This window comes from Halomicrobium sp. HArcht3-1 (genome assembly GCF_058933345.1).
The window spans coordinates 126,304-151,974 of record NZ_JBZYDM010000007.1 but is presented as its reverse complement, the minus strand read 5'-3'; the positions used below and the strand labels follow the sequence as shown (position 1 = coordinate 151,974).

Sequence of the window (25,671 nt, the reverse complement as noted above, 5' to 3'; positions counted from 1 at the left end):
AATGAGCACTGACGACACCACGAACACGGACGCGAGTACAGAGACGGAATCGAAGTGTCGTAGCGATTCGGCGGACGACAGTCCGTCGAAGTGCGGTGCGAGCAGTACCGAGACCGACACGAGTACAGAGACGGGATCGAAATGCGGCGCGAGTTCCGACGGTTCCTCGTCCAGTGCCGGCTGTGGCGGCTCCTCGACGACCGACGAGAAGGTCGGTTCGACCGTCGACGATTTCGACGCCGATCCCGGCCGCCTCGTCGCGGTCGGACTGGGTCCCGGACAGCCCGAGGGGATGACCCAGCGTGCTCGCGGGGCGCTGCTGGACGCGGCACACATCGTCGGCTACACCACGTACATCGAACTGCTACCCGACGAGATCACCGCGGCGGCCGAGGAACTGTACGACACGCCGATGTGTGGCGAAGTCTCCCGGACCGAAGAGGCAATCGACCGCGCGCTGGCCGGCAACGACGTGACGATCGTCGGCAGCGGCGATCCCAACGTCTACGCGCTGGCGGGGCTGGCACTCGAAATCCTCGAATCGAAGGGCGCGACCGCAGAGATGGTCGACTTCGAGGTCGTCCCCGGTGTCCCTGCGGCACAGTCCTGTGGCGCGCGACTGGGCGCACCACTCGTGAACGACACGGTCAGCATCTCGCTGTCGGATCACCTCACCGACATGCCGACCATCGAGTCACGCCTTCATGCGGCCGCCAAAGAGGGCTTTACGATCTCGATCTACAATCCCTGGAGCCGCAAGCGCCGGGAGAACTTCCAGAAGTGCTGTGAGATCCTCATGGAGCATCGCGCTCCCGACACGCCCGTGGGCATCGTCCACGGTGCGGGCCGCGAGGACGAACAGGTCGATATCGTCGACCTCGAAGAGCTTGCGGCCCTCGGTGAAACTGATCTGGTCGACATGACGACGACGATCATCGTCGGCAACGAGGAGACGTACGTCTGGGACGGCCGCATGGTGACCCCGCGGGGGTACGAGTCCAAGTATGACTACTGAGTACCAGGTTCGACTCGACCGAAACGCCTGCGATGGCGTGTTCGCCTGTCTCGTCCGCGACGACCGGTTCGTCGAAGCCCCGGACGGCTTGGCGACGATCGAGGACGCCGACGGGAGCCACGAGACCGACGCGGACGGCACACAGCTCGTGACCTTTACCGACGACCGGCTGACGGCGGCCAGACAGGCGGCCAGCGCCTGTCCGGTCGATGCGATCGACGTGCTGACGGAGGGCGACGATGAGTGACGCAGATCGGCCCGCGACGCCCGACCCGGTCGACGATCTGCTCGCCGCGACGCCGGCCACCGCGTACTTCTGGGGACACGTCGCCGGTGACGGCGAACTGAAAGCGGAGTGTGTGACCGTTCGAACGGGCGACCAAACGTCGGCCGACGCGCTCGCAGCCATCGCCGGCACCGCGCGAACGGACGCCGAGCATCGGACCGCCTCGCGTTCGTCGGCCCACGACGCCTCGATCGTCCGGTACGAGGACGAGTACGAGCTACAGGTGTTCGGGACGGTGGCCGACCGCGCCGGCGCTGCGCTCGGTCTCCCCGTCGACGGACAGCCCGGCGGCTATCGCTTCGATACGTTCAGCGAGTACCGCCCCCAACTGCTGCGTGGGCTGCTCGAAGCCTGCGGCACCGTCTGTTTCCGCGAGTCCGCCGGTTCGGTCGGCATCTCCTTTGTCCACGAGGACGAGGCGCTGCTCCGAACCGTTCGGTCGCTGCTCGACGCCGCCGACCCCCACGTTCCAGCCGACGACCTCTCGGCGTCGTCCTCCGGCGGCTACTGGTTCGGGCTGGCAGACGATGCTGACACGGCGGCGTTCACGGACTGGCTCTACGCCGGCAGCGACGCGTCGGGGCTGTACTCGGCCGAGCGCCGCCAGAAACTCCGGCGTAGCGTCGAACGAGCGACGGACAGCGAGGTGGGCGACCTCGCACGATGACCACGAACGTGAACGCGACCCCGGTCGAACTCGACGACGAAGCCGTGCTGCTGGTCGGGCACGGCTCGCGCCGCGAGAAGTCCAACGAACAGGTCCGTACGCTCGCCGCCGATCTGGAGGGCCGACTCGGCGTCCCGGTCGACGCGGCCTTCCTCGAACTCGCGAAGCCGTCGATCCCCGACGCCATCGCAGGGCTAGCGTCGAGCGTGTCACGCCTCACGGTCGTCCAGCTATCGCTGTTCGCAGCCAGTCACGTCAAGAACGACGTGCCACTGGCAGTCGAGACGGCTCGCTCCGAACACCCCGGACTCACGATCCACAACGGGGCACATCTGGGCGTCCATCCCGCACTCGTCGACCTCCTCGACGACCGGGCCAGCACGGTCGAGGCGACGCTCGGCGTCGACCGTGACGACGCGGACGTAGCGGTCGTCGTCTGTGCGCGTGGCTCCAGTGACCCGGACGCGAACAGCGACGCGCACAAGCTCGCCCGGCTCCTGTACGAGGGACGATCTTTCGACCGCGTCGACGCCTCTTTCATCGGGATCACCGAACCCAAACTCGACGAGACGCTCCACACCGTGGCGAAACAGCGCCCGGACGCCGTGGTCGTGCTGCCGTACATGCTCGGCGACGGCGTGCTCACCGGGCGCATCCGCGACGCGACCGCCGAGTTCGACGACGAGTACCCGTACGTCGACGCCGCGGCCGGCGATCCGCTCGGGACCGACGGGCGGCTACTGGACGTGCTGGGCGACCGCTGGCAGGAAGCCCGGACCGACAGCGTCGATATGTCCTGTGACACCTGCAAGTACAAGGTCGAACTCGACGGCTACGAGGAAGACGTCGGCGGCGCGCGAGCGCAGTTGCGGGCGATGACTCACCAGGAATCCCACGCCGACCGCGACGACGTGGCCGACGAGCCACACGCCCACGACGCACCGGCGAACCACGTCGCGGTCTGTACGAACCAGACGTGTGCTGCCGACGGCTCGCCGGCCGTGCTCGAACGGTTGCGACAGGCGGCTCGCGACTCCGAGGCCTGCGACGCTCGCATCACCCGCTCGTCGTGTCTCGGCCGCTGTGGCGACGGCCCGATGGTCGCCGTCTATCCAGACGGCGTCTGGTACGGCGGCGTCGACCAGTCAGACGCAGAGCGCATCGTCTCGTCCCACCTCGACCGGGACCGCATCGTCTCCGACCTCGTCGACCAAACGCTGTAACCCAACAATGAGCTGCTACGAAATCGAAGCCCTACGACTCGGACTGATGAACGTGCTCGGGACCGAAGACCGGAGCGCGCGTGAACACGCAGAGAAAGAACTCGACGGTCACCTCGACGGCCCGATCGAAGCACTGGCCCACGCAGAGACCCTCGCAGCCATCGAGCGCCACCTCGACGCGGCGCTCGTCGACCTCGAAGAAGAGATCGCTGCGACCGATCCGGACGACCCGGAGTACGACTACATGCGCGGTCGTCTCGTCGCCGTCCGGGACGCAGAGCGTGCCGTTCACCGACTGACGACGCAGGGCGAGAGCGTGCTCGGTGGGCTGGGAGAGGCACACGACGTGCTCCACGAGACGTTCCCAGTCGACGAATAGGATTTCTTCAGTCGCGTTATTCGCCGAGCTGTGACCCCTCGGGACCGAACTCGGCTTCGAGCAGCGCCGGCACGTCGTCGGGTCGCACGTCGGAGTACCATCGATTGCGGGGGTGGATCGCGACCGCCGTGCCCCCCTCACTGCACAGGCCGAGACAGCTGGTCTCGGCGACGTGGACGCGAGACCAGAAGATATCACGGTCTCGGAGCCACGCGATCACTGCTTCGTACACTTCCTGCCCGGACGCCTCCGCACAGCACGCGTACTCCGAATCCCGAGCGTGCGTACAGACCAGCACGTGATCGGTGAACCCGTTTTCGAGCACGTCCTCGGTTCGCCGTTCCATCAGTCAGCCGCCAGCGCTCCCTCGGTGTGTCCTGTTCCGACTGCCGAGGCACCCATCTCCTCGGAGTGACGGTGAAGTCGGGCGTGCGTGGCCGCGAGGAGCACCCACAGGAGGGCCTGCCCGAACACGACCATCCCGGTCAGCCCGGTCGCAAGCCCGTCTGGGAGTGAGACCGCCACGGTGTTGGCCGGGGAGAAAACAGCCGGGACTGCGAGCAGACCGACGGGCAAAAGTGCGGCCACGGTCGCGACCCGTCGGCCGCGCCTGTCTCGAACGCTACTGTACACGGCACCCGCGAGCAGGCACACGAGCGCGCTGGCGAGCATCATCCCCCCGTAGAGGGCGATGCGTGTCTCCGTGGGGAGTGCCTGTTCGACGCCCGGGGGCTGTGGCGGCAGGACGAGCCACGGCCCACCGGAGACGGTGAGGAAGCCGGCGGCGGCAAGCAAATAACTCTTGGTCGCGCCGGTTCCCGGGATCGCTGGTTCGAGGACGTAGAAGGCGATGCCGAAGACGACGCCGCCCAGCAGAACGCCCCAGAGGACGCCGGCAAGGACGCTCACGCCGTTCGTCACCGTCGTGGAGACGGCGCTGTCGTGGTGGTCGCCGGTCTCCCCGCGGTGGTCCTCGGTTGCGTGTTCGTCGTGCTGATCGACGGCCTGTGCAGTCCCGTGACCGAGGTCGTCGGCGAACGCGACCAGTGGGTTCGCGACGAGCGCCAGGAGCAGTCCGAACACCAGCCCTGCGATCACGCCAGCCGTCACGCCTCGCTTCAGGTAGTCCGTGAGCATGATCAGTGACACGTGATGCCCGCTGCGTGCCGGAAGTTGTGCAGCGAGTCGTGTGCCATCGGCTCCTGGACGAACAGCAGCGCGAATCCGAGTGCCGCGACGAGCGCGAGTCCGACGGCCATCTGTGTCGCCGTTAGTTCCATCCGAGCGTGTTCGATCCGATCGTAAACGGTGTTGTTGGCAGTCGCCATTCTAAACCACACTTTCACAACACCAAGTGAGATTGTAAAACTTCCGAACGAGCGAAACTCACGTTTCCCGGTCGACGGTCTCGTCGATCCGGTCGGCAGACAGTGCCGAGAGTGGGACCCGCTCGCCTCCCGTCTCGTCGACGATCACGTCCGTCACCTCGGCTCTGTCACCGTCGCCCGCGTCGACGACCACTACCTGCGGATCGAGCGCGCTCAGCCGCCTGGCGGCGTCGCGCGTCTCCCGGGTTGGGCTGTCGTCGGCGACGTTCGCCATTCCGTCGGTCACGACTACGACCACGCTGGTGTCCGGGTCGGCCCGGTCTATCACGTCACTGGCCGTTCGGATCCCGGCCGGCAGCGGCGTCCGGTCACCGGTCGGCAGATCCTTGAGATGGCGTGCCGCGAGCGTGACGCTGTCGGTCGGAGGGAGCAACACGTCGGCGTCCTCGCCCGCGAACGTGACGAACGCCACTTCGTCGCGCTGCTGGTACGCGTCTTTCAGCAGTTCCAGCACCGTTCCTTTCGCCGCACGCATCGCTGGCTCCATCGAGGCGCTCGCATCGACGACGAACACCACCAGCGCGCCGGCCTCGCTCTGACGGACGGATTGCCGGAGATCCCGCGATTCGACGGCCGACGCCCCGCGCGTCGAGGCTGCCCGCACCGACGCTGCGGCGTCGATGCGCCCAGTCGCATCGGCACGCTCGGTTCGCACTCGCGTCCCGTCGTTGTCGACGTGTGGCTGTGTTCGCGAGCGGGAGCCGCCACCCGCTCGCTCGTGTTCGACGGCTTCGGGGGCGGGGATTTCGGGCGCGCTTCCCGCGCCGATGTCCGCACGAGACTGTCCAGGGACGATCGGTGTCTCCTCGGTCCCATCGTCGTCCTCCGACTGCTGATCTGGCTCCGTTGGCTCCGCCGCGATGCTGTCGTCTGCATCCGCCTCGCTCCCTCCGGTCACCGTCTCTGCAGGTCGATTCGAAGACGAATTGTCCGTCTCCTCGTCCGTTCCGTCGTCTCGCTCGGACGAGTCGGACTCGGTCCCATCCGATGGGTCCGTATCGTCGCTCGTCTCGGATTCTGCACCGTCACCGCTCTCGCTGGAACCGTTCTCCTCGGCGTCCGCTCGCTCCTCCGGGCGCTCTGTCGGCTCCTCCTGTCTGCCGTCACTGCTCTCGCCGTCACCGCTCTCGTCGTCACCGCTCTCGCCATCACTCTCCTCGTCGAAGTGATCGTCGACGAGTTCGCTGGGATCGGGTGCCTCCTCGAAGGGACGGGACTGGAGTCGGTGGGGCAGCGCGAGCGTGGCCCCCCGTTCCACGTCCGCTTTGGCGACTGTCGAGCGTCCATCGAGCGCGGCGAACGTTCTGGCGGCACGTGCGATCGCGATGTCCCCGCGGTGGCCGTCGATCCCTGCGTCACGACACAGTTGGGCGATCTCGCGAGCGAATTCGGCCGGGAGGTCGACCGTAGCCAGTCCCTCGCGGGCCTGACACAATTGCGCTCGGTAGTCGGCATCGTCCCGGTCTGCTCCCGACTGATCGGTCTGCTCGCCGGACGTTCGGCCGATCACCCGGTCGATGATCCGTACACGTTCGTCGATGTCCTCGCAGCCGGTGACCGTCGCCTGTAGCGCGAACCGGTCGCAGAGTTGCGGTCTCAGCTCTCCTTCCTCGGGGTTCATCGTCCCGACGAGCGTGAAGCCGGCCGGATGGGCGACGCTCATCCCGTCGCGCTCGACTCTGTTGACGCCGCTTGCCGCCGCGTCGAGCAACACGTCGACGAGGTGGTCGTCGAGGAGGTTCACCTCGTCGACGTAGAGGATACCCCGGTTCGCACGGGCCAGCAGTCCCGGATCGAATTCGTAGTCGCCATCGAGTGCGTCCGCGACCGAGAGCGTGCCGACGATCCGCTCGCGGGTCGCCCCCAGCGGGAGCGTCACGAGCGGCACGGCCCGTTCGATCGTCGGCGGGTCGCTCCGCTCACGGCAGTTCTCACACTGGTGGTCGGGGTCGTTCGGCGGGCAACCGTAGGGACAGTCCTCGACGGCGACCTGTGTCGGCAGCAGGTCGGTCAGCGCCCGTACCGCCGTCGACTTCGCCGTCCCCTTCTCGCCCTGGACGAGCAGTCCATCGAGGTCGTCGTTCGCTGCGACCGCCAGCAATGCTTCTTTTAGTTGCTCTTGCCCGACGACCTCGGAGAACGACAGCGAGTCTCCCCGGGCGTGCGAAGCCTTTTTGCCTCCGCCGTAATCAACCATACTTGTATTACTGAAATAGAGGTTTAACAACGTTATGCCCACAATCGGCCTATATACCGCGACCGAGAACGAGCTTGGCGCTGTCCAGCAGGCGGCGTCGCGCACCGACATCGACCTGATCGTCCGCTCGGAGAGTGACCTAGACGAGCAGACGGCCGTCGACGCGTTCCTCGACGAACTGGCGGACGCGACGGCGGCGATCTTCTGGCTCCACGGTGCCGAGGAGAGTATGCCGGGGTACGATCACGCCGTCGAGCGGCTGGAGTCGGCCAACGTCCCGCTGGTCGTCAAATCGACCGGCGACGCCTACGCACTCGACGACACGTCCGTCACGGCGACACATCGCGACCGAGTGTACGAGTACCTCGAACGCGGCGGGACCAGCAACATCGCGAACTGCCTTCGCTTCCTCGCCGACGAATACGGCGAGAGCCCGTGTGAGTACGACGACCCGGTGACACTGCCGACGGAGGGCGTCTATCATCCCGACCACCCCGGCGCGTCCTACGAGGAACTGCGCGCCACGCTCGACCCGGACAAACCGACCGTCGCGCTCTGGTTCTACGAATCCCACTGGACCCACGAGAACACGCGCTACGTCGACGCGCAGGTCCGCGCTGTCGAGGCACAGGGTGCCAACGCACTGCCGATCTTCTGCAATCCCGCGACCGACACCGACGAACAGTGGGACGCAGAGCGCGTGACCGAGGCGTGGCTGCTGGACGACGGCGAGCCGGTCGTCGACGCGGTGCTGTCGTCGTTCATGTTCTCGCTGTCGATGGACGAGCGCGGCCGAGCGGCCGACGACGAGGGAGCCGGCGCGGAAGATGTCTTCCTCGACAGACTCGGTGTGCCGGTCGTCCAGACCGTCACCACGATGCGGTCGCGCTCCCGCTACGAGAGCAGCGACACGGGCGTCATGGGCTTCGAACTCGCGCTGTCGGTCGCGCTGCCGGAGTTCGACGGCAACGTCATCACCCACCCGATCAGCGGGAAAGAGCGGACCGACGACGAGGCGGGGATCGGGACGGCACCGAAACAGCACTTCCCCATCGACGACCGGGTCGACCACGCCGCGCGACTCGCAGTCAACTGGGCGACCCTCCGCCACACACCGAACGAGGAAAAGACGGTCGCGGTCGTCCTGCACAACTATCCGCCGAGCGACGACGGCATCGGCACCGCGTTCGGACTCGACAGCCCGGAGAGTACGATCAATCTACTCGACGAACTCGCCGAGCGGGGGTACGATCTGGGCGAGCCGCTACGCGCCTCGAAACAGTCGAACGGGGAGCAAAGCGACCCGCGAGACGGGGCGGTTCCGACGAGCGGGCAGGCGCTGATCGAACAGCTGACCGCGCAACTGACGCTCGACGACCGCTGGGTCGCTCCCGACGACGTGCGCGAGAAGAGCGTCGACGTGGTCTCGCCGACCCAGTACCGCGAGTGGTTCGACGCGATGGACGACCGCTTCCAAGCGAACGTCGTCGACGAGTGGGGTGACGCGCCCGACCGCCCCTTTGCCATCCCCGGCGTCGAGTTTGGTAACGTCCTCGTGACCGTCCAGCCACCGCGCGGGTTCGGCATGGACCCCTCGAAAGTGTACCACGACTCGGACCTCCAGCCGCCTCACGACTACGTGGCGTTCTACGGCTGGCTCAAACACGCCTTCGAGGCCGACGCGGTCGTGCATCTGGGCACGCACGGCAGTCTGGAGTGGCTCCCCGGCAAGACGGTCGGACTGGACGGCGAGAGCGCCCCCGACCAGCTCGTCGACGACATCCCGAACGTCTACCCCTACATCATCAACAACCCTGGCGAGGGGACACAGGCCAAACGGCGCTCCTACGCGGCCGTCGTCGACTACCTGACGCCGGTGATGCGAAACGCCGGCACGTACGACGAACTCGCCGAACTGGAGTCTCTCGCCGACCAGTACCGGGAGGCCGGGATGGAAGACGCCCGCCCCGACGACGGTGACCATCTCGAACAGCTCCTCCGGGAGAAGATCGACGACCTCGATCTGGCGGTCGAACTCGGCATCGACGGCGAAATCGAGGAGCGCGCCGACGTTCGCGGTCCCGACGAAGCCGGTTCGACGCTCGCGGAGGGAACGGTCGAGGGAGACGCCCTCGCTATCGACGACCTCGTCGAACGCGTCCACGAGTACCTCACGGACGTGAAGACGACCCAGATCCGGCTGGGGCTGCACACGATGAGCGAGCCACCGGCAGGTGACCGTCTCGTCGAGTACCTCGTCGCGCTCACCCGACTGGAGAACCCGGGCGGGCCGAGCCTCCGCGAGAGCGTGGCCGGCGTGCTCGGTATCGACTACCAGCGGATGCTCGACGAACCGGGCGTATACGATGACGCACTTGGTATGACACTCGCCGAGGCGGCCGACGAAGTGTACCAGACGAGTCTCGCACTCGTCGAAACGCTGGCCGACTACGACTTCGACATCCCGGCCGCGGAGACGGATGCGGGACCGGACGAGGAAGTCAACATGAACCTCCTCGTGGTCGACATCGACCCGCTGGGGGATGCACGCGCGCGCTCCGGCGCACACGACGACCTGCGTGACGCGCTGACGTTCATCTGTGACGAGGTCGCCCCTCGCGTCCACGGGGCCACCGAGGAGATCCCGCGAACGGTCGACGCGCTGGCCGGCCAGTACGTCCCGCCCGGCGGAAGCGGTGCGCCGACGCGGGGCGGCGTCGACCTGTTGCCGACCGGACGGAACTTCTACACGCTGGACCCACGGAAAGTACCGGCAAAGAGCGCGTGGCGCGTCGGCCGGGAGGTCGCCGACGGTATCGCAGAGCGCCATCACGACGAAGAAGGCGAGTATCCCGAGGAGGTCGGCGTCGTCGCGTGGGGGACGCCGACCGTTCGCACCCGGGGCGAGACCATCGCGCAGGTGCTCGCGCTGATGGGCGTCGAACCCGAGTGGACCGACGCCGGCCGGATCGACGGCGTCACCCCGATTCCGCTGGACGAACTCGGCCGTCCCCGGATCGACGTGACCACTCGCGTGTCGGGGCTGTTCCGCGACGCCTTCCCACAGGCTGCGAGCGTCGTTCACGACGCCGTCGACGCGGTCGTCGACCTCGACGAGCCACATGAGATGAACTACGTCAAGAAACACGTCGAGGAAGAGACCGAGCGCCTCGACGAGCAGGGCGTCGACGATCCGGAGACGGCCGCCAGACAGCGGGTGTTCACGACCCGGCCCGGCGGGTACGGTGCGGGCACGAACAAGGCGGTCGACGAGGGCAACTGGGACGACCGCTCCGATCTGGCCGAGGTGTTCGTCCAGTGGGGCGGCTACGCGCTCGGGAAACGCGGCCGGGTGACGGAGGCCCACGACGCCTTCGAGCGCCGTCTCGGAAGCGTCGACGCTACCGTCAAGATCGAAGACACCGCCGAGCAGGACGAGTTCGATAGCTCCGACTGGTACGCGTTCCACGGCGGTTTCATCACCGCCGTCTCGGAGATCAGCGGCGAGGAGCCGGCTTCGTACGTCGGCGATTCGAGCGACCCGGACAACGTCTCGGTGTACACGAACGAAGAGAAGGTCCGCAAGGCGATGCGTGCCCGCGTGCTCAATCCCGACTGGCTCGACAGTATGGAGGACCACGACTACAAGGGCGCGGGCGACCTCTCGACGACGGTCGACGTGGTGCTTGGCTGGGACGCGACGACGGGTGTCGTCAGTGACGCGCTCTGGGCCGACGTCGCCGAGAAGTACGCCTTCGACGAGGACCGACAGGCGTGGCTGCGCGACGTGAACCCGTGGGCCTTGGAGAGTATCAGCGACACACTTCTAGAAGCGATCGACCGCGGGCTGTGGGACGCCAACGACGATATCGCGGACCGGCTTCGAGACATCAATCTCCGCGTCGACGGTGATCTCGAAGCCCGTGCGGGCAACGAGAGCCCAGCGGAGGTGTCGAGCGATGACGACTGAACAGGCCCCGGACGACGACAGCGAGGCCGACGCTGCCGGCGACTTCGAGGCCTATGCCGATCTCGGTGCGACGACCGAGAACGCGATGGGGATCGCCGAGACGAGCATGGATCGGGTGCGCGAACTCGTCCCGGACGAGACGCTGGCCGACCGGATCAGACAGAAGAGCGTCCACGCGACCGGCGACCCGGAGTTCCAGCACCTCGTCCGGTTCACCGGTGAGACAGCGAACGAACCGGTCGTCGCTGGCGCACGGGCGGTCCTCGACGAACGCCCCATCGTGACCGACATCACGATGGTGAAAGCCGGGATCACCGGTCGGGGCCACGACTGTCCGGTCCGGAAGGCCATCGGCAACGGTGCCGAACTCGCGGACCGGACCGGTATGACCCGGACGGCCGCGTCTGTCCTCGAACTCGACCGCGAGGGGGTGTACGACGACGCCATCGCCGTCGTCGGGAACGCACCGACCGCGGCGCTCGCACTCGCGGACTGCATCGAAGACGGCACGCGCCCCGCCGTCGTGGTCGCCACGCCGGTCGGCTTCGTCAAGGCCGCCGAAAGCCGGGACCGGCTGCGCCACGTCGCCGACGCTCACGATGTCCCCGCGATCACGAACGTCGGTCGCCGCGGCGGTAGTGGGCTGGCGGCCGGACTGACGAACGAACTCGTTCACGTGGCGAGTGACGTTCGGGACGGCGAGGTCGACCTCCCGTGAGCGACCCCTACGATCTCGATTCCGGCCCGGACCCGGCGGCGCTCGCGGCCGCAGCCCCCGAAAATGCGCCTGCGGCCGGAGTGGAGCCTGTGCATGCGGTCGGCATCGGCCCGGGCAATCCGGCGTACCTGACACCGCGGGGCGAGCGGGCGATTCGTGAAGCCGATGTCGTGGTTGGATTCGAGACTGTCGTCGACTATGTTCGCGAGAAGACGAACGCGGACTGCCTGACGTGTGGGTATCGCGACGAGGGCGAGACGCTGTCGACGTTCGCCGACCGCGTCGCGGACGGGGACAACGGCACGGCCGTGCTGATGGGTGATCCGAACCACTCGGGCTATCAGTTCGTCGGGAAGGTACAGGCAGCCGTCGACCGACTGGTCCGGGTCGTTCCCGGCATCTCCTCGTTGCAGGTGGCCGCCAGCAGAGCGCGCACACCGATGGAGGAGACGACGTTCGTGACCCTGCACAAGAGCGGCGACATCACCACTGACCGCCAGCGGCTTCGGGACGCAGTCGGCGAGCGACATCTGCTGGTGCTTCCCCGCCCCTACGACTGGATGCCCGAAGACATCGCCGCCGACCTGCTCGACGCGGGGGCCGCCCCCACGCTCGACGCGCTCGTGCTGGAACGGCTGACACACGACGACGAGACGATCACGACGACGACGCTTGGACAGCTAGGGACACGCACGGCTGAATCCGACGAGACCACGTCGCCGTTCTCCGATCTGTCGGTGCTGGCTGTTCGCTCCGACTAGCGGAGAGATTCGGCGCTCCGCTGCGTTTTTAGTCGACACCGGCTTCGCTGTGACACTGATCCACTGGTGTATCGCTGCCACGCCGTCCCGACAAAACGGTCCCATCAAAACTTATTTGAGAGTTCGTTACATCAGCTAAGACAATCCGAATTGGGCTAACGAAAGCTCAATTGTATACGTGGAACACCAATGACGACCGAATCAATCCTGCTCATCGGCCGGGAGACGAGAAACGCCCAGGAAGTCCTCGAAACACACGCCAGTCGGCTCAGACGGCGTCCCGTCGCCGACGACGTTGCGGTCGCGACCTACGAGAGTGAACCGATCCGCGAACTCAAAGCGACGTTCGAACAGATCTCGGCCGACACCGTGTATGCCGTCCCGATGTGTACCGCCCACACCCACGCCACGACCAACGGCGTCCCCGCCGCTCTCTCCTATATCTCCGGGGACGTCCGCTACTGCGAGCCACTGGGCCAGAGTCCGGCCGTCACCGGGGTCCTCGAAGAGCGAGGGACGAGCCTGATTCCGGCCGCAGACGACGTGTCGCTCGTGCTGGTCAGCTTTGGGAGTAGCTCGAAACCGTACCACCGACAGACGACTGACTATCACGCGGCCCGACTGCGAGAACACTCGGCCTACGGTGAGGTGCTGACCTGCTATCTCCTCCAGAATCCGACGGTCGAATGCGTTCGGTACAACACTGCTAACACCCGTTCGGTCGCAGTCCCGCTCTTTCTGACACGAACCGAAGCGACCGAGACCAGAATTCCCGAGGAACTCGAACTCGCACGCGGCGGTATCGAGTACGCCGATCCGCTCGGCGCTCATTCGCGGATCACGGACGCCGTTCACGCGGAGGTCGAGAAGCAGCGCGCGCTCGCCAGTGAGACGGCGTCGACAGCATCGTTCGAGGCGCAGTTGGCACGGACACAGCGCCCGGTGGCGACCGACGGCGAGGGGAGACAGCGGTAATGATCTCGGTGGCACGATGAGGTTCGTTCTCGTCGCGGGCAACACCGACACGGCCCGAATCGACGGGATCAGCGCGGCAGGGGCCTCCCCCGACGTGATGGTCCACACACCGAGTGCCGACCTCGAAATCGTCGAGTACGGGCAGCCGGTGCAGGCGCCCGTCGTCCCCGTGAGTCCGACTGGCTGTCCGACGCCAGCGGTCGTCACTCGCGCCGTCCGCGAACTGGTCGGGTTCGATCTGCTCGTCGCCGATGCGGGACTCGCACGACCGACGACGGCACCGACGGTGTCGGTCGGTGACGGGGTCGGCGACGACATTCGCTCCGCCGCCTCCGTCGCGTCGGCAGCGGACACGTTCGACGCCGCACGGCGAGTGGGGCGGTCCCTGCCCGACGACGAAATCGTGATCGGCGAGACCATTCCCGGCGGCACGACGACCGCGCTGGGCGTTCTCACCGCCCTCGGCGAGCAGCCGACGGTCTCCTCGTCGCTCCCGGAAAACCCACTCGCGCTCAAGCGCGAGGTCGTCGACGACGCACTGGACGCGAGCGACCTCTCGCGGGGCGGGGCTGCCGGGGAACCGATCGAGGCGATTCGGTGCGCCGGCGATCCAGTCCTCGCTGGCGTGGCCGGGATGGCGGTCGGCGCGACCGAGGCGGGAACGAGTGTCACGCTCGCCGGCGGCACCCAGATGGCGGCCGCCGGAGCACTCGTTCGCCACGCGGGCACGGACGCTGCCCTTTCGCTTTCGACGACATCGTTCGTCGCTGCCGACGAGACGGCGGGTATCCGCGAACTGGCGGCCGATCTCGACCTGTCGCTGACCGTCACCGACCCGGGGTTCGAGCGCGTCAGCCACCCGGCGATGGACGCCTACGTCGCTGGCGAGGCCAAGGAAGGAGTGGGCATGGGTGGTGCGCTGGCGTTGGCCGCTGGTGCCGAAGTGTCGATGGCGGCCGTGCGCGAGCAGATCGTCACCGTCTACGACAGACTCGTCGGTTCGGAGGACAGTGGAGACACATGAACGGCGTCGTCGTCGGCGGGACACGGTCGGGCGTCGGCAAGACTGTTGCCACGCTCGCGATCATTCAGGCCCTCACCGAGCAGGGGTACGCGGTTCAGCCCGCGAAGGCGGGACCCGACTTCATCGACCCCAGTCATCACGAACACGTGGCCGGTCGCCCATCGCGAACGCTGGACTGCTGGCTACAGGGGACCGACGGACTCCGGCGTAACTACTACCGGGGCGACGGCGACATCTGTGTCGTGGAGGGCGTGATGGGGCTGTACGACGGCGACGGTTCCAGTACCGCTATGGTCGCCGACTCACTCGGGTTGCCGGTCGTCCTCGTCGTCGACGCGAAAGCGGGCATGGAGAGTGTCGCTGCGACTGCCCTTGGCTTCCAGCGATACAGCGAACAGACGGCCGCCGATGTCGATGTCGTCGGCGTCGTCGCCCAGCGCGCTCACGGTGGCCGCCACGAACAGGGGATTCGTGACGCGCTCCCCGACGACCTAACCTATCTGGGTCGCATTCCGCCGCGTGACGAACTCGAAATTCCCGACCGTCACCTCGGTCTCCACATGGGCGAGGAATCGCCCCTCGCACCCGAGGCCCTCGCCGACGCGGCCGAGCAGATTCGCGCCGAGCGTCTCGTCGACATCGCACGCACACCGCCACGCCCCGAGCAGGAGCCGGTTCGGTCTGGGACGGACAGGCGAGTCGCGGTGGCCCGGGACGAGGCGTTTTGCTTTTGGTATCCCGCGACCGTGGAGCGCCTGCGCGAGCGCGGCGATGTCGTCACCTTCTCACCGATTGCTGGCGACGAACTGCCCGAGTGTGATGGGGTCTATCTCCCGGGCGGATACCCCGAACGTCACGCTGACAGGCTGGCCCAGAGTACCGCACTAGACCGACTCGCCAGTGTGGCGGCCGACGGCCGTCCCGTCCTCGGGGAGTGTGGTGGCCTGCTGGCGCTCGCCGAGACGCTGACGACCGTCGACGGCGAAACCCACCGAATGGCGGGCGTCCTGCCCGCGGACGTTCGGATGCACGACCGGTATCAGGCACTCGACCACGTCGAACTCCGCGCTCGGGAGCACACACTCACCGCCGACGCCGGCCAGACGATCCGGGGCCACGAGTTCCACTACTCCAGTGCCGATGTCGCGAGCGACGGGACGTACGCGTTCGCTGTCGAGCGCGGGGACGGTATCGCGGACGGACGGGACGGTCTCACCGAGTACGAGACCCTCGGGACGTACTGTCACGTCCACCCCGAGAGTGGTGCCTTCGACGCGTTCGTCGACTCACTATGATCGAAACGCCCGCCCCAGTCGACCCAGCATCGACGCTGCCGGTCGATCCAGACCAGCGGGCGCGAGCGCTCACGGGGGACCGATGACTCGAACGATCCTCGTCGCGGGGACGGCGAGCCACGCGGGCAAGAGCACGGTCGTGACCGGTCTCTGTCGCCGACTCTCTCGTCAGGGCGTGTCAGTCGCGCCGTTCAAGGCCCAGAACATGAGCAACAACGCCCGGGCGGTCGTGACCCCGGACGGCGACTGGGGAGAGATCGGCGTCTCCCAGTTCGTTCAGGCCCGTGGTGCGGACGTGACGCCGACGACCGACATGAACCCGGTGCTGTTGAAACCCCGTGGCGATGGCGAGAGTCAGCTCGTCATTCAGGGCGAGGCCGTCGGTCACTACGAACCCGGAGCGTACTACGACGACCACTGGGACCGCGCACGCCGTGCAGCGATCGACTCCTACGAACGGCTGGCGGCGGAACACGACGTCGTCGTCGCTGAGGGTGCGGGCAGCATCGCGGAGATCAATCTCCACGACCGCGACCTCGCGAACGTCGAAACGGCCCGGTTCGCGGATGCTTCGATCGTCCTCCTCGGCGACATCGAACGTGGCGGCGTGTTCGCCAGTCTCTACGGCACGCTGGAACTCATGCCGGCAGACCTCCGTGATCGTGTCCGTGGACTCGTCATCACCAAATTTCGCGGTGACGCCTCACTGCTCGAACCCGGTATCGAGGAACTCGAAGACAGGACGGACATTCCCGTGCTCAGTGTCGTCCCCTACGACGACCCGGGATTGCCCGAGGAGGACAGCGTCTCGTTACCGTCCGCGGATCAGCGTGCCGTGTTCGGCGACGACGATGGGGTCACATCCGACCGAAGCGTTACGATCGGCGTTCCCAGACTCCCGCGAATCTCGAATTTTACCGACCTCGCACCGCTGGCCCGTACTCCGGGGGTCCGCGTCGCATACCTTCCGCTGGATGCGACGCTACCAGACGTGGACGCCGTCATCCTTCCCGGAACGAAAAACACCGTCGACGACCTCCTCGCGCTCAAAGACGCTGGGTTCGACGATGCGCTGTCGGCCTTTTCGGGACCGATCGTCGGCATCTGTGGGGGCTATCAGATGCTCGGCGAGCGGATTACGAACGCCACCATCGAGGGGACGGACACGGCAGACACGCTCGACGGGATCGGTCTCCTCCCCGTCGAGACCCACTTCGAACGCCAGAAACGGGTCGAGCAGGTCCGTCTCGAAGCCACGGGCACGGGACCGATCGACGGCGTCACGGGCACCGTCTCAGGATACGAGATCCACATGGGGCAGACGACACACACTGACGCCGTCGACCGACCGCTGGAAGCGCAAAGTGCTGCCACTCACTCTGTCCTCGGGACCTATCTGCACGGCCTGTTCGAAAACGAGCGCGTCCGCGATGCTCTGGTGGACTCGATCTTCAGACATGCGGACAAACAGCGCGACACGACAGCTACCGAGCGACCTTCGCCGTACGACCGTGCCGCAGCTCTCGTGAGCGACGTGGACCAGTCGCTCTTTGACTAGCGTCTGTCTCTGATCGTCTCTCTCGGTCTCCGAAATCGAATTCCCTGCGACTAGATCCCTCCTATTTCTATTCAGACAGTCCGTTCCGGCACCGCACTTCGCTGTCGTGGTCACGGAACATCCGACACACTCTTACAATGATATTTCGATACACGATCTGCATGCAGCCCTCCAAAATCAGCGGGACCCTATTCGATGCATCGTCACAAACAGGTGAGACATCACGAATCACGGACGGTATAACGCGGAGAACGTTCCTGACGGCGAGTCTCGCCAGTGTTGGTCTCAGCGGCTGTCTCGGCAACGGTGACCGGTCTCTCCCGTCGACTCCCGAAGGTTCGTGGCGTCAGTACATGCGAGACGAGGGAAACACGGGGGCAACGAAGGCGACTGCCCCACCGCGCGGGAACCTCGCATGGACGTCGGACGCATTCACGCGCTGGCTACCGGTCGCGGCCGACGGAGCGGTGTATATCGGCAACGTCGATTCGGACCCTGACCCGAAAATCGTCGGACTCGACGCGACGGACGGTTCTGAACGCTGGAGTGTCGGTATCGAGACGGCAAACTCCTATACATCCGCCGTCATCGGGGAGTTGCTCGTCGCCGCATATGGAGAGCAGGTGATCGCGCTCGACCGCGAGTCGGGCGATCAGGAGTGGACTGCGACACTATCCGGCACCGTTTCTCGCACCGAGATGACTGCAGTTCCTGCGGAGACACTCGTGCTGATTCCTGAACATTCCCGGCAAGAGACAGCCCTCACGGCGGTCGACGCCACGACTGGAGAACAGCAGTGGTCCGCTCCGCTCGCGGGACCCACTGTCGACGCTCCCGCAGTCCGGGGCGACGGCGCTTTCGTCGCCTCGGACTCGACACTGTATCGCCTCGATATCACGGACGGTAGTCAGGTGTGGAGCCAGAGCGTCGAGAACGTCGCGCTCGGTCCGAGACCGACTGCTGATGGAATCGTCGCTGCTGCCGACGGTGCTCTCACCGTCCACGACGCCGACACCGGCGAGCGTCTCCGAAGGCTCGATAGCTACGACCGCGAGGCCTACGGCATCGCTCTCGCGGACGGTACTGCGTACTGGCTGACTTCCGATCGCCTCGCAGCGATCGCTGTCGAAGATGGGACCGAAGAGTGGCGTCTCGACGCGCAGGGGTGTCAAGAGGGGCTGTGCGTCGGCCAGGACACCGTCGTCGCCCCGGTTCAGTCCGAGGAGTTCGATCTGGAGACGACGTGGCCCACGATCGCCGCGTTCGACCGCGAGACCGGCGACGTGCGCTGGTACTATCATATCGACGGCTTCGACGTGGTGTTTACGACACCACCGGTGCTTGTCGACGGAGCGGTCTACTTCGCTGCCAACACTATCAACAGTGTCGGCGTGCTCGGGGATGTCCCACCGAAGGAGGATTCGGGACTGTTCTAGAACCCGGGAGACGGTTTCTGTAGGGAGGTCTGAATCGTACGCCCTCTGTGAACAGGCTTGAGCGTCTATCAATGGGGCGGCTCGTCTCACCGTGGCTGCATTACACAATCGTATCGCGACATACGATATATGGGCGGCTGAACGCGACAAACCGCTCGTGCTATGATCACCAAGCAGCGATTGGTTCCGGCGGTCCTGCTGCAGACAGCGACTGCATTCACCACGCATTCGTGATCCGTTGTCTGCTTGATTGTCGACTATCGTGCGACACCCACCAACCACGTTTGCCAGCACGGATTTCAACGAAAGTCGATACGTCAGAACGAAGTGGACGGACAGCACTCAGTCGCCGACGACGGCGTTACCGAGCAGCGGTGCGCCGACGACGGTCCCGCCAGCGAGTGCCGTCCCGAGAAACGTGATCGGAGCGGCCGGCGTGATGGCGTATATCGACACGAAGAGCGCGCCAGCGAGGGCGAGCACGGCGAAGCCGGCGACCACCTCGCGGCGGGTCGACGGATGGGCGGGCGTCGATTCGGCGACACCGCGCCAGACGAGCCACGCACCGACTGCGGTGCCGACCGCGGCGACACTCTCGAAGTGGATACGTTGCAAGAGACCCACAGCGCCGATGCCGACCGCCACCAGCAGGACGCGGGCGGGTTTGCTCCCGCGCTCGGAGCCGACGAAGAGTCCCACCAACAGTATCAGCCCCACTCCGATTCCGGCCACGATGTCGACGGCGTAGTGCACTCCGAGCACGAGGCGCGAAGCTGAGACGACGCCGACGACCGCCGCGGCGATGGCGAACCACGTGCGCGATCGGCCGTCGTCGACGATGACTGCTGCAAGACCCCCCCAGACCATCGTCGTTCCGAGTGCGTGCCCGCTCGGGAATCCCGGGCCGTCGGCGGTCGACGCGTTGTCGATCACGCCTGCTAGCACGCCCGGGACCCACCCAACGACGGGTGCCTCCCCGGCACCCGGGGGCCGCGGAAGGAGGAACGTCTGCTTCAGGACGCCGATGAAGGCGATGTAGGTGAGCAAGAGTCCGAGCACGAACACGCCCGCGCGCCGATCGATCCCCCACCGCGGGATCTCGTCGCCTGCAACGTACAGGCCACCTGCGAGCAGAAAGAGGAACCAGACGTCGCCCAGCTGGGTGAGCAAGGCAAAGCAGAGGACGAGCGACTCCGGGGCTGCCCCGTGTAGTGCGTCCATAATACCGATACTGCGTCCAGCGCTGAACATTACCGGCCGTTTGACCGACGACACTAATATATCCTCCCCCACGCACTGCCCCGGTCGGCGCTGGTCACACTGTGTCCTGTCTCCATACCTGGGGAGCTACCAGCGACGGAACGCTGATTACCGTCCGTCTCGTCACTTCACGAACGGGAATGGGAGCCGAACAGCTAGCCACTCGTCTCCGAGAGACACTGTCACTCTTCGACGAGGAAACGGCTTCACTGACGACGACAGCGGTGGCCGACCGTCTCGACATCGGCACTGAGTCGGCTCGAAAGCGACTCGAAGGGCTTGCCGCCCGCGGATTCGTCGAGAGCGAAGCGACCGCCGACGGGCGGCGGTGGCGTCGGTCGGGCGGACAGGCCGCGAGCGACGGCAGTGCGGTCGCCAAAGCCACTACCGACGGTGCTGTCGATCACGTCACCGGTCAGTCCGCCTCGTTCGTCGCCGAGCGGAGTGGGCGTGATGGGGCACTGGCACTGTACGAAGCGGTGGTCCAGACGGTCGAGGACGGCATCTACGTGCTCGACGATGACCGCTTCATCGCGGTCAACGACGCCTTCTGTTCGCTGATCGGCCGCGACGAGGCGGACCTCCTCGGGTCGCCGGTGACGCGACTCTCCGGCACTGTAGCGAGCAGCGAGACCGATTCGCCGTCGCGCTGGCAGTGCTCAGAGGACGCCGATGGCTCGACGACGGAAGGGCGAATCGAGACACGAGACGGTGGGACTGTCCCGGTCGAGATCCGGACCGTCCCGTACGAATTCGAGACCGATCGACGAGGCACCATCGGTATCGTTCGTGACATCTCCGGACGGCGGACTCGCGAGCGGAAACTCGCGACCCGGGTCCGACAGCAAGAGGCGGTCGCCGAACTGGGACGCCGCGCGCTCGACTGCACCGACATCGACGTACTGTTTTCCGAGGCGGTCGAACTCGTCGCCGAGACGCTCGACACCGACTACTGCAAGGTACTCGAACTGGACGCTGCTGGCGAGCGCCTTCACCTCCGCGAGGGTGTCGGCTGGGACGAGGGTGTCGTCGGTACCGCAACGGTGTCGGCCAGTGACGACGACTCGCAAGCGGCACACACGTTGTCGGCGGCACGCCCGGTCGTTGTCGAGGATCTCTCGGCGGAGTCGCGGTTCAGCGGCCCGGACCTGCTTACCGACCACGACGTTACGAGCGGGATCAGCGTCGTCATCGGCTCTCCAGCCGACCCGTGGGGCGTTCTCGGGACGCACGACACCGGCCAGCGGACGTTCTCCGGGCGGGACGCGACGTTCGTGCAGGCCATCGCCAATCTCCTCGCCGCCGCCATCGAGCGGGACGAGTACGAGCAGATGCTCTTGCAACAGCGCGAGCAGATCGCGGCGTTGAACAATATCAGTGGCGTCGTGACCAGAATCACAAGCGAGGTCACCGAGCAATCGACCCGCGCGGAGATCGAGCAAACCGTCTGCGAGGAACTCGCGGCCTCGGAGTCGTATCGCTTCGCGTGGATCGGTGAGGTCGATCCCTCGACCCAGACCGTCGAACTCCGGGCCGAGGCCGGCGTGGAAGGGTATCTCGACGACATCGTCATCTCCGTCGATCCGGACAGACCGGAGAGTCACGGTCCGACAGGCAGGGCGCTCCTGACGCGATCGGTCCAGACATCCCGCAATGCAGCGACGGAGGGACAGTACAGCCCGTGGCGCGAGATCCCCGAGAAGTACGGCTTTCAGTCGTCTGCGGCGATCCCGATCGTCCACGAGAACACGACGTACGGCGTCCTGAACGTCTACGCGGATCGACAGTCCGCGTTCGAGGGCAGGGAGGGCGATGTCATCGGCCAACTCGGTGAGATCGTCGGCCACGCGATCGCTGCTACCGAGCGCAAACGGGCGCTCATGTCCGACGAGATCGTCGAACTCGAATTCCGTATCGAACACGTCTTCGACGAACTGGGTGTCGAGGTGGACGCCGAGGCCCCAATCGAACTCGAACACGTCGTCCCGCTGATGGGCGACGAGTTCCTCCTGTTCGGACGAACGACCTCGGCGGGCATCGATATCGTGACGGCGATGGTCGAGACGCTCCCGTTCTACGACGCCGTGTCCTTCCGGGAGGACGGCGAGGACATCCACTTCCAGATTACGGCCTCGGAACCGCCCGTGCTCTCGGAACTCGCCTCACAGGGCGGGTCCATCGAGACGGCCGTGATCGAGGACGGAGACTACCGACTCCGGGTCTGTCTCGCCCCGAGTTGCGACGTCGCCACTTTCGTCGACATCGTCACGCAGTCGTACCCGAGTGCGAACCTGCTGAAGCGACAGCAACGATCGGTGCAAAGAGCGCCCGACACGATGGTACACACGCTACTCGACGATCTGACGGACAGGCAACGCGCCGCACTGGAGTCGGCTCACCACGCGGGCTTTTTCGAGTGGCCCCGCGAGGCATCCGGTGAAGACGTCGCAGACTCCCTCGGCGTCGCCCCACCGACGTTCCATCAGCACCTCCGAAAGGCCGAGCGGAAGGTGTTCGATTCGCTCTTCGAGATGACTGGCTCGACGCTCGTGTGAGCCGACAGCGGGTGTCGCCTCGCTTCCGACAGCACCGGTTCGGCCGCCGACCGCTGGTCAGGCCCTGGCCTCACCCATCTGTACTCGGTCGTAGTCGGCGGGCAGTTCGGCAGCGTCCTCCGGCAGGAGCGCGACAACGAGGTACGGAACGAACGCTGCGAAGTAGTCCACCAGCGCCGAAATCCGTTCGGCGTCGATGGCCTCCAGTGAGTCGAGCAGCATCACCGGCACCGTCTCGTGGACGTCGTGGACGAGATACCCGGCGAGGGCGACGACCAGCCCGATGACCTCCCGTTCTGACTCTGAGAGGTGATCGACCGTGTCCTCGTAGACGACATCGTCCTCTCTCGACCGCACGATGTGGAGCGCGAAGGTGCTGTCGTCGATGCCGTCGGTCGGGCCATCGACTCTGCGCTCGATCCACACTCGCTCGACGTTCTCGTATCCGAGCAGTTCGAGGACCGTCTCCATGTGTTCGTTGAACGTCTCGACGGCGTTGCGTTCGAGTGCTTCGATGCGATTGCGGGCCGCAGTGAGGTCGTCACGGCGCTCCTCGATGCGACCTTCGAGGTCGTCCGCACGGTCGGCCGCTTCCTGCGCGGCGTCGAGTTGCGCCTCGATCGATTCGACCTGCTCGTCGAGTTGGCCGCGCTCGTACTCCAGTTCCGAGAGTCGCTGGTACTGTTCGAGTACGTCGCTGTCCCGGATGTCGTCCGACGCTGCCGCCTCCGCCTCCAGTTCCTCGATGCGTGCTCGCTGCTCGTCCGTCCGTTCTTCGAGTGACTCGATGCGGGCCTCGCGCTCGTCTATCTCCGCGTCGATGTCAGAGCGCTGCGCTTCGAGGGACGTGCGTTTCTCGGCCGCTGCACGAACGTCGTCAAGCGCCGCCTGCCGGTCACTGATTTCGGCTTTCAGTTCGTTTCGCTCGCGGCGCTTTTCCTCGATGACCTCGCGAACGGTGTCCAGTTGGGTGTCGATCTGCTCGCGCTCGACCTCGGTCCCACAGGTCCAGCACTCGACAGTCTCGGTCTGTGGGTCGAGGGCGGCGGTCACGTCGTCCGACGCTGTCGGGAGTACGTCCTCGTCGGTGAGTCGCTCGTTGAACTCGACGATCGAAAAGAGATTGTTGATCGTGTTCGAAAGCTCTCGCTCGCGGTTCTGCAAGCGCGAGAGTTCGTTTTCGAGTTCCGACCGATCAGCGTCGGGTGTCGTGAGCGCCGATAGCTCGGCCACGACGGACTCGCGCTGGGACTGCAGTGAGTCGAGCGCGTTGCGCTGGGTTTCGAGTTGATCGCGGGTGCGCTCGTACTCGTCTCGGACGGACCGAAGCGCTTCGACGACCGCCTCGGCCGCTTCGGCCTCGTCGGCGTCTGCCTCGTACTCGGCGACACGTTCCCGGACCGATTCGAGTTCCGAGCGCACGTCTGTCAGTTCCTCGCGCCGGTCGGCGAGTCGCCGCTCCAGTTCCGGAATCTGCTGTGCTTGCTCGCGGGCCGCTTCGAGGTCCGCGCGCAGTGATGCAAGTTCCTGTCGGGTCCGGTCTATCGTCGCTCTGATCTCGGCCGTGTCGACGGGGGCCATGATGCAGTCTCGCAGCGCCTCGCCGTCGCCGCGCTCGACGGCCTTTCGCGCCGGATTGTCCGCGAGCAGACAGCTGTACTGATCGACGAGCGTGCCGTCTGGCGTGTACGGGTTCCCGTCGACATGGACGGACTGGCCGTCACGCTCTAGCCGACGCGAGTACTCCGTCCCGTCGATGGTCATCCTGACGGACCCCTCGTCGGCGTCAGCCCGCAGTTCGCCCGAGGACCCACCCAGACCGGCACCCGTCGCCCGGAGCAAGGATGTCCTGTTGGTCGCGTTCCGACCGGTGAGTATCGACACGCCGGGGGAAAGCGACACCTCGTGCGAACGGATTCCACCGACGTTCTCCACTGCGATCGTCACGGATTCGGTCGCATCGGGAGCCATTATCTACGAACCACTCTGATTGTAGATGCGTCGAGTCGCAGTTATACCTTGTGAATCCATACCAGTCAGTAAGGCAGCGTTACGACTCCGTCGTGTCGGCCCCTCCACACTCGCACCCGCCGCGGTCGAGGAATCGATCGATGGGGTAACTTCTGGAACAATCGGAACACGAGACCCGGATGACGTGTTCGACCTCGACCGACCCGGATCGAAACTGGTCGCGCTTTTCGAGGCGTTCGATCGTTCGACCGACGATCCCCTCGCTCCGTGATCGTGCCCACTCGACGGTGCCTTTCGCGTCCTCGACCGACAGTGACGTCTCTCGATTCGTATCGATGTCGAGGCACTCCCGCAGGTGGGTCCGCACGGTCTGGTAGGACACGAAATCCTGTCGGAGTGACTCCGGGTCGGCACCGGCCCGCGTGAGCCACTCTACGACCTCGGTCCGTTCGCCGGCACTGGCGTCGTCGTCGGTAAGTCGCTGATATATGGTCGAAACGTCGCCGATGACATCCGTCTCGGCGTCGCGAAGCGCCGCCCTGAGAATCGCCTCGTTGACGACGGTTTCGAGCTGGCGAAGACTGGCTCCGTCCGCACGCTGATCGAGTAGCTCCGAACGAAGACGGTCGAGGTCGTACTGTTCGACGTTGCGTCCGATCTTACAGTCACACGTCGTCTCGGTCGCCGTCGAGACGCGGTCCTGCTCACTCATCGCCACGACGAGTAGTCGTTCGTTTACAGTCGATTCTTTTTGCCGTCATGTCCTCCGTTATTGCTTATATATACTTATTCGTTTTGCCCTTCCAACAGTACTCGACGGACGAGTTTTCGTTCGCGCGAGTTCTCGCTGTCGGAAGCCCCACTACACCCCACTCCGGTCGACGAGAGACACTAGAATGCACAGTATGCTGATTACAACGATGTATACACTGCCGGTGGACAGTAGGTCTCGGAATCGCGTCGCCGACCGAAGTAATGCAGGGGACAGTAGCT

21 protein-coding genes are annotated in these 25,671 nt (G+C 65.8%); 14 read left to right on the top strand and 7 right to left on the bottom strand.

Going from position 1 to position 25,671, the window contains the following annotated elements; genetic code table 11:
• Position 1 precedes the first annotated feature (1 nt).
• From cobJ to AC5FRW_RS13340, 5 genes are read left to right on the top strand one after another with little or no spacing between them, the layout of a single operon-like run.
• Positions 2-1,015 carry a precorrin-3B C(17)-methyltransferase gene (cobJ, locus tag AC5FRW_RS13360; protein WP_493568954.1) on the top strand — a complete coding sequence of 338 codons (1,014 nt, stop codon included), beginning with the start codon at positions 2-4 and terminating at the stop codon, positions 1,013-1,015.
• Complete coding sequence (locus tag AC5FRW_RS13355; protein ID WP_493568953.1) at positions 1,005-1,262, top strand: ferredoxin; 258 nt, start codon at positions 1,005-1,007, stop codon at positions 1,260-1,262. Before cobJ ends, AC5FRW_RS13355 begins: the two co-directional genes overlap by 11 nt.
• Positions 1,255-1,968: a cobalamin biosynthesis protein gene (locus AC5FRW_RS13350; protein ID WP_493568952.1), complete on the top strand. Its 714-nt coding sequence runs from the start codon at positions 1,255-1,257 to the stop codon at positions 1,966-1,968. Before AC5FRW_RS13355 ends, AC5FRW_RS13350 begins: the two co-directional genes overlap by 8 nt.
• Positions 1,965-3,191, top strand: a complete 1,227-nt coding sequence (locus tag AC5FRW_RS13345; protein WP_493568951.1) for a CbiX/SirB N-terminal domain-containing protein — start codon at positions 1,965-1,967, stop codon at positions 3,189-3,191. The genes AC5FRW_RS13350 and AC5FRW_RS13345 overlap by 4 nt, the downstream gene beginning before the upstream one ends.
• Positions 3,192-3,198: 7 nt before the next feature.
• Positions 3,199-3,570 carry a DUF3209 family protein gene (locus tag AC5FRW_RS13340; RefSeq protein WP_493568950.1) on the top strand — a complete coding sequence of 124 codons (372 nt, stop codon included), beginning with the start codon at positions 3,199-3,201 and terminating at the stop codon, positions 3,568-3,570.
• A gap of 16 nt (positions 3,571-3,586) precedes the next feature.
• On the opposite strand, the gene AC5FRW_RS13335 is transcribed toward AC5FRW_RS13340, so the two are convergent.
• From AC5FRW_RS13335 to AC5FRW_RS13320, 4 genes are read right to left on the bottom strand one after another with little or no spacing between them, the layout of a single operon-like run.
• A complete protein-coding gene (locus AC5FRW_RS13335; RefSeq protein ID WP_493568949.1) occupies positions 3,587-3,916 on the bottom strand; it encodes a (2Fe-2S) ferredoxin domain-containing protein in 330 nt (109 codons plus the stop codon).
• Entirely contained in the window at positions 3,916-4,707 is a 792-nt protein-coding gene (locus AC5FRW_RS13330) for a CbtA family protein (RefSeq protein ID WP_493568948.1), read from the bottom strand. Before AC5FRW_RS13330 ends, AC5FRW_RS13335 begins: the two co-directional genes overlap by 1 nt.
• 2 nt (positions 4,708-4,709) lie before the next feature.
• Positions 4,710-4,898, bottom strand: a complete 189-nt coding sequence (locus AC5FRW_RS13325) for a CbtB domain-containing protein (protein ID WP_493568947.1) — start codon at positions 4,896-4,898, stop codon at positions 4,710-4,712.
• 58 nt (positions 4,899-4,956) lie between these two features.
• Positions 4,957-7,155: a VWA domain-containing protein gene (locus tag AC5FRW_RS13320; RefSeq protein WP_493568946.1), complete on the bottom strand. Its 2,199-nt coding sequence runs from the start codon at positions 7,153-7,155 to the stop codon at positions 4,957-4,959.
• A gap of 34 nt (positions 7,156-7,189) precedes the next feature.
• On the opposite strand from AC5FRW_RS13320, the gene cobN reads away from it, so the two are divergent.
• From cobN to AC5FRW_RS13280, 8 genes are all read left to right on the top strand, one after another.
• Positions 7,190-11,125, top strand: a complete 3,936-nt coding sequence (gene cobN / locus AC5FRW_RS13315) for a cobaltochelatase subunit CobN (RefSeq protein WP_493568945.1) — start codon at positions 7,190-7,192, stop codon at positions 11,123-11,125.
• Positions 11,115-11,843: a precorrin-8X methylmutase gene (locus AC5FRW_RS13310; RefSeq protein ID WP_493568944.1), complete on the top strand. Its 729-nt coding sequence runs from the start codon at positions 11,115-11,117 to the stop codon at positions 11,841-11,843. Before cobN ends, AC5FRW_RS13310 begins: the two co-directional genes overlap by 11 nt.
• Complete coding sequence (locus tag AC5FRW_RS13305; RefSeq protein ID WP_493568943.1) at positions 11,840-12,604, top strand: cobalt-precorrin-7 (C(5))-methyltransferase; 765 nt, start codon at positions 11,840-11,842, stop codon at positions 12,602-12,604. The genes AC5FRW_RS13310 and AC5FRW_RS13305 overlap by 4 nt, the downstream gene beginning before the upstream one ends.
• 189 nt (positions 12,605-12,793) lie before the next feature.
• Positions 12,794-13,579: a CbiX/SirB N-terminal domain-containing protein gene (locus AC5FRW_RS13300; RefSeq protein ID WP_493568942.1), complete on the top strand. Its 786-nt coding sequence runs from the start codon at positions 12,794-12,796 to the stop codon at positions 13,577-13,579.
• A gap of 16 nt (positions 13,580-13,595) precedes the next feature.
• The gene (gene cobT / locus AC5FRW_RS13295) at positions 13,596-14,603 is read left to right on the top strand and encodes a nicotinate mononucleotide-dependent phosphoribosyltransferase CobT (RefSeq protein WP_493568941.1); all 1,008 of its coding nucleotides are present in this window, start codon (positions 13,596-13,598) and stop codon (positions 14,601-14,603) included.
• Entirely contained in the window at positions 14,600-15,898 is a 1,299-nt protein-coding gene (locus AC5FRW_RS13290; RefSeq protein WP_493568940.1) for a cobyrinic acid a,c-diamide synthase, read from the top strand. Before cobT ends, AC5FRW_RS13290 begins: the two co-directional genes overlap by 4 nt.
• Positions 15,899-15,980: 82 nt before the next feature.
• Positions 15,981-17,456, top strand: coding sequence for a cobyric acid synthase (locus tag AC5FRW_RS13285; RefSeq protein ID WP_493568939.1), 1,476 nt, complete (start codon positions 15,981-15,983; stop codon positions 17,454-17,456).
• Between the two features lie 353 nt (positions 17,457-17,809).
• Positions 17,810-18,892, top strand: coding sequence for an outer membrane protein assembly factor BamB family protein (locus AC5FRW_RS13280; RefSeq protein ID WP_493568938.1), 1,083 nt, complete (start codon positions 17,810-17,812; stop codon positions 18,890-18,892).
• 342 nt (positions 18,893-19,234) lie between these two features.
• Here the strand turns inward: AC5FRW_RS13280 and AC5FRW_RS13275 are convergent, their stop codons facing one another.
• Complete coding sequence (locus tag AC5FRW_RS13275) at positions 19,235-20,113, bottom strand: phosphatase PAP2 family protein (RefSeq protein ID WP_493568937.1); 879 nt, start codon at positions 20,111-20,113, stop codon at positions 19,235-19,237.
• 179 nt (positions 20,114-20,292) lie between these two features.
• On the opposite strand from AC5FRW_RS13275, the gene AC5FRW_RS13270 reads away from it, so the two are divergent.
• The gene (locus AC5FRW_RS13270) at positions 20,293-22,707 is read left to right on the top strand and encodes a bacterio-opsin activator domain-containing protein (protein WP_493568936.1); all 2,415 of its coding nucleotides are present in this window, start codon (positions 20,293-20,295) and stop codon (positions 22,705-22,707) included.
• 57 nt (positions 22,708-22,764) lie between these two features.
• Here the strand turns inward: AC5FRW_RS13270 and AC5FRW_RS13265 are convergent, their stop codons facing one another.
• Positions 22,765-24,678 (bottom strand): archaea-specific SMC-related protein, encoded by a 1,914-nt coding sequence (locus AC5FRW_RS13265; RefSeq protein ID WP_493568935.1) that lies wholly within the window; start codon positions 24,676-24,678, stop codon positions 22,765-22,767.
• 79 nt (positions 24,679-24,757) lie between these two features.
• Complete coding sequence (gene rdfA / locus AC5FRW_RS13260; protein ID WP_493568934.1) at positions 24,758-25,390, bottom strand: rod-determining factor RdfA; 633 nt, start codon at positions 25,388-25,390, stop codon at positions 24,758-24,760.
• Between the last annotated feature and the right edge of the window lie 281 nt (positions 25,391-25,671).

Excerpts from the sequence above, each read along its gene's own strand:
- AC5FRW_RS13270 (WP_493568936.1), top strand. The coding sequence starts at position 20,293 with ATGGGAGCCGAACAGCTAGCCACTCGTCTCCGAGAGACACTGTCACTC.
- AC5FRW_RS13330 (WP_493568948.1), bottom strand. The coding sequence starts at position 4,707 with ATGCTCACGGACTACCTGAAGCGAGGCGTGACGGCTGGCGTGATCGCA.
- rdfA (WP_493568934.1), bottom strand. The coding sequence starts at position 25,390 with ATGAGTGAGCAGGACCGCGTCTCGACGGCGACCGAGACGACGTGTGAC.
- AC5FRW_RS13350 (WP_493568952.1), top strand. The coding sequence starts at position 1,255 with ATGAGTGACGCAGATCGGCCCGCGACGCCCGACCCGGTCGACGATCTG.
- AC5FRW_RS13300 (WP_493568942.1), top strand. The coding sequence starts at position 12,794 with ATGACGACCGAATCAATCCTGCTCATCGGCCGGGAGACGAGAAACGCC.
- AC5FRW_RS13285 (WP_493568939.1), top strand. The coding sequence starts at position 15,981 with ATGACTCGAACGATCCTCGTCGCGGGGACGGCGAGCCACGCGGGCAAG.
- AC5FRW_RS13325 (WP_493568947.1), bottom strand. The coding sequence starts at position 4,898 with ATGGCGACTGCCAACAACACCGTTTACGATCGGATCGAACACGCTCGG.
- AC5FRW_RS13335 (WP_493568949.1), bottom strand. The coding sequence starts at position 3,916 with ATGGAACGGCGAACCGAGGACGTGCTCGAAAACGGGTTCACCGATCAC.
- AC5FRW_RS13320 (WP_493568946.1), bottom strand. The coding sequence starts at position 7,155 with ATGGTTGATTACGGCGGAGGCAAAAAGGCTTCGCACGCCCGGGGAGAC.
- cobJ (WP_493568954.1), top strand. The coding sequence starts at position 2 with ATGAGCACTGACGACACCACGAACACGGACGCGAGTACAGAGACGGAA.
- cobT (WP_493568941.1), top strand. The coding sequence starts at position 13,596 with ATGAGGTTCGTTCTCGTCGCGGGCAACACCGACACGGCCCGAATCGAC.
- AC5FRW_RS13310 (WP_493568944.1), top strand. The coding sequence starts at position 11,115 with ATGACGACTGAACAGGCCCCGGACGACGACAGCGAGGCCGACGCTGCC.
- AC5FRW_RS13355 (WP_493568953.1), top strand. The coding sequence starts at position 1,005 with ATGACTACTGAGTACCAGGTTCGACTCGACCGAAACGCCTGCGATGGC.
- AC5FRW_RS13340 (WP_493568950.1), top strand. The coding sequence starts at position 3,199 with ATGAGCTGCTACGAAATCGAAGCCCTACGACTCGGACTGATGAACGTG.
- AC5FRW_RS13265 (WP_493568935.1), bottom strand. The coding sequence starts at position 24,678 with ATGGCTCCCGATGCGACCGAATCCGTGACGATCGCAGTGGAGAACGTC.
- AC5FRW_RS13280 (WP_493568938.1), top strand. The coding sequence starts at position 17,810 with ATGCGAGACGAGGGAAACACGGGGGCAACGAAGGCGACTGCCCCACCG.
- AC5FRW_RS13290 (WP_493568940.1), top strand. The coding sequence starts at position 14,600 with ATGAACGGCGTCGTCGTCGGCGGGACACGGTCGGGCGTCGGCAAGACT.
- AC5FRW_RS13345 (WP_493568951.1), top strand. The coding sequence starts at position 1,965 with ATGACCACGAACGTGAACGCGACCCCGGTCGAACTCGACGACGAAGCC.
- AC5FRW_RS13275 (WP_493568937.1), bottom strand. The coding sequence starts at position 20,113 with ATGGACGCACTACACGGGGCAGCCCCGGAGTCGCTCGTCCTCTGCTTT.
- cobN (WP_493568945.1), top strand. The coding sequence starts at position 7,190 with ATGCCCACAATCGGCCTATATACCGCGACCGAGAACGAGCTTGGCGCT.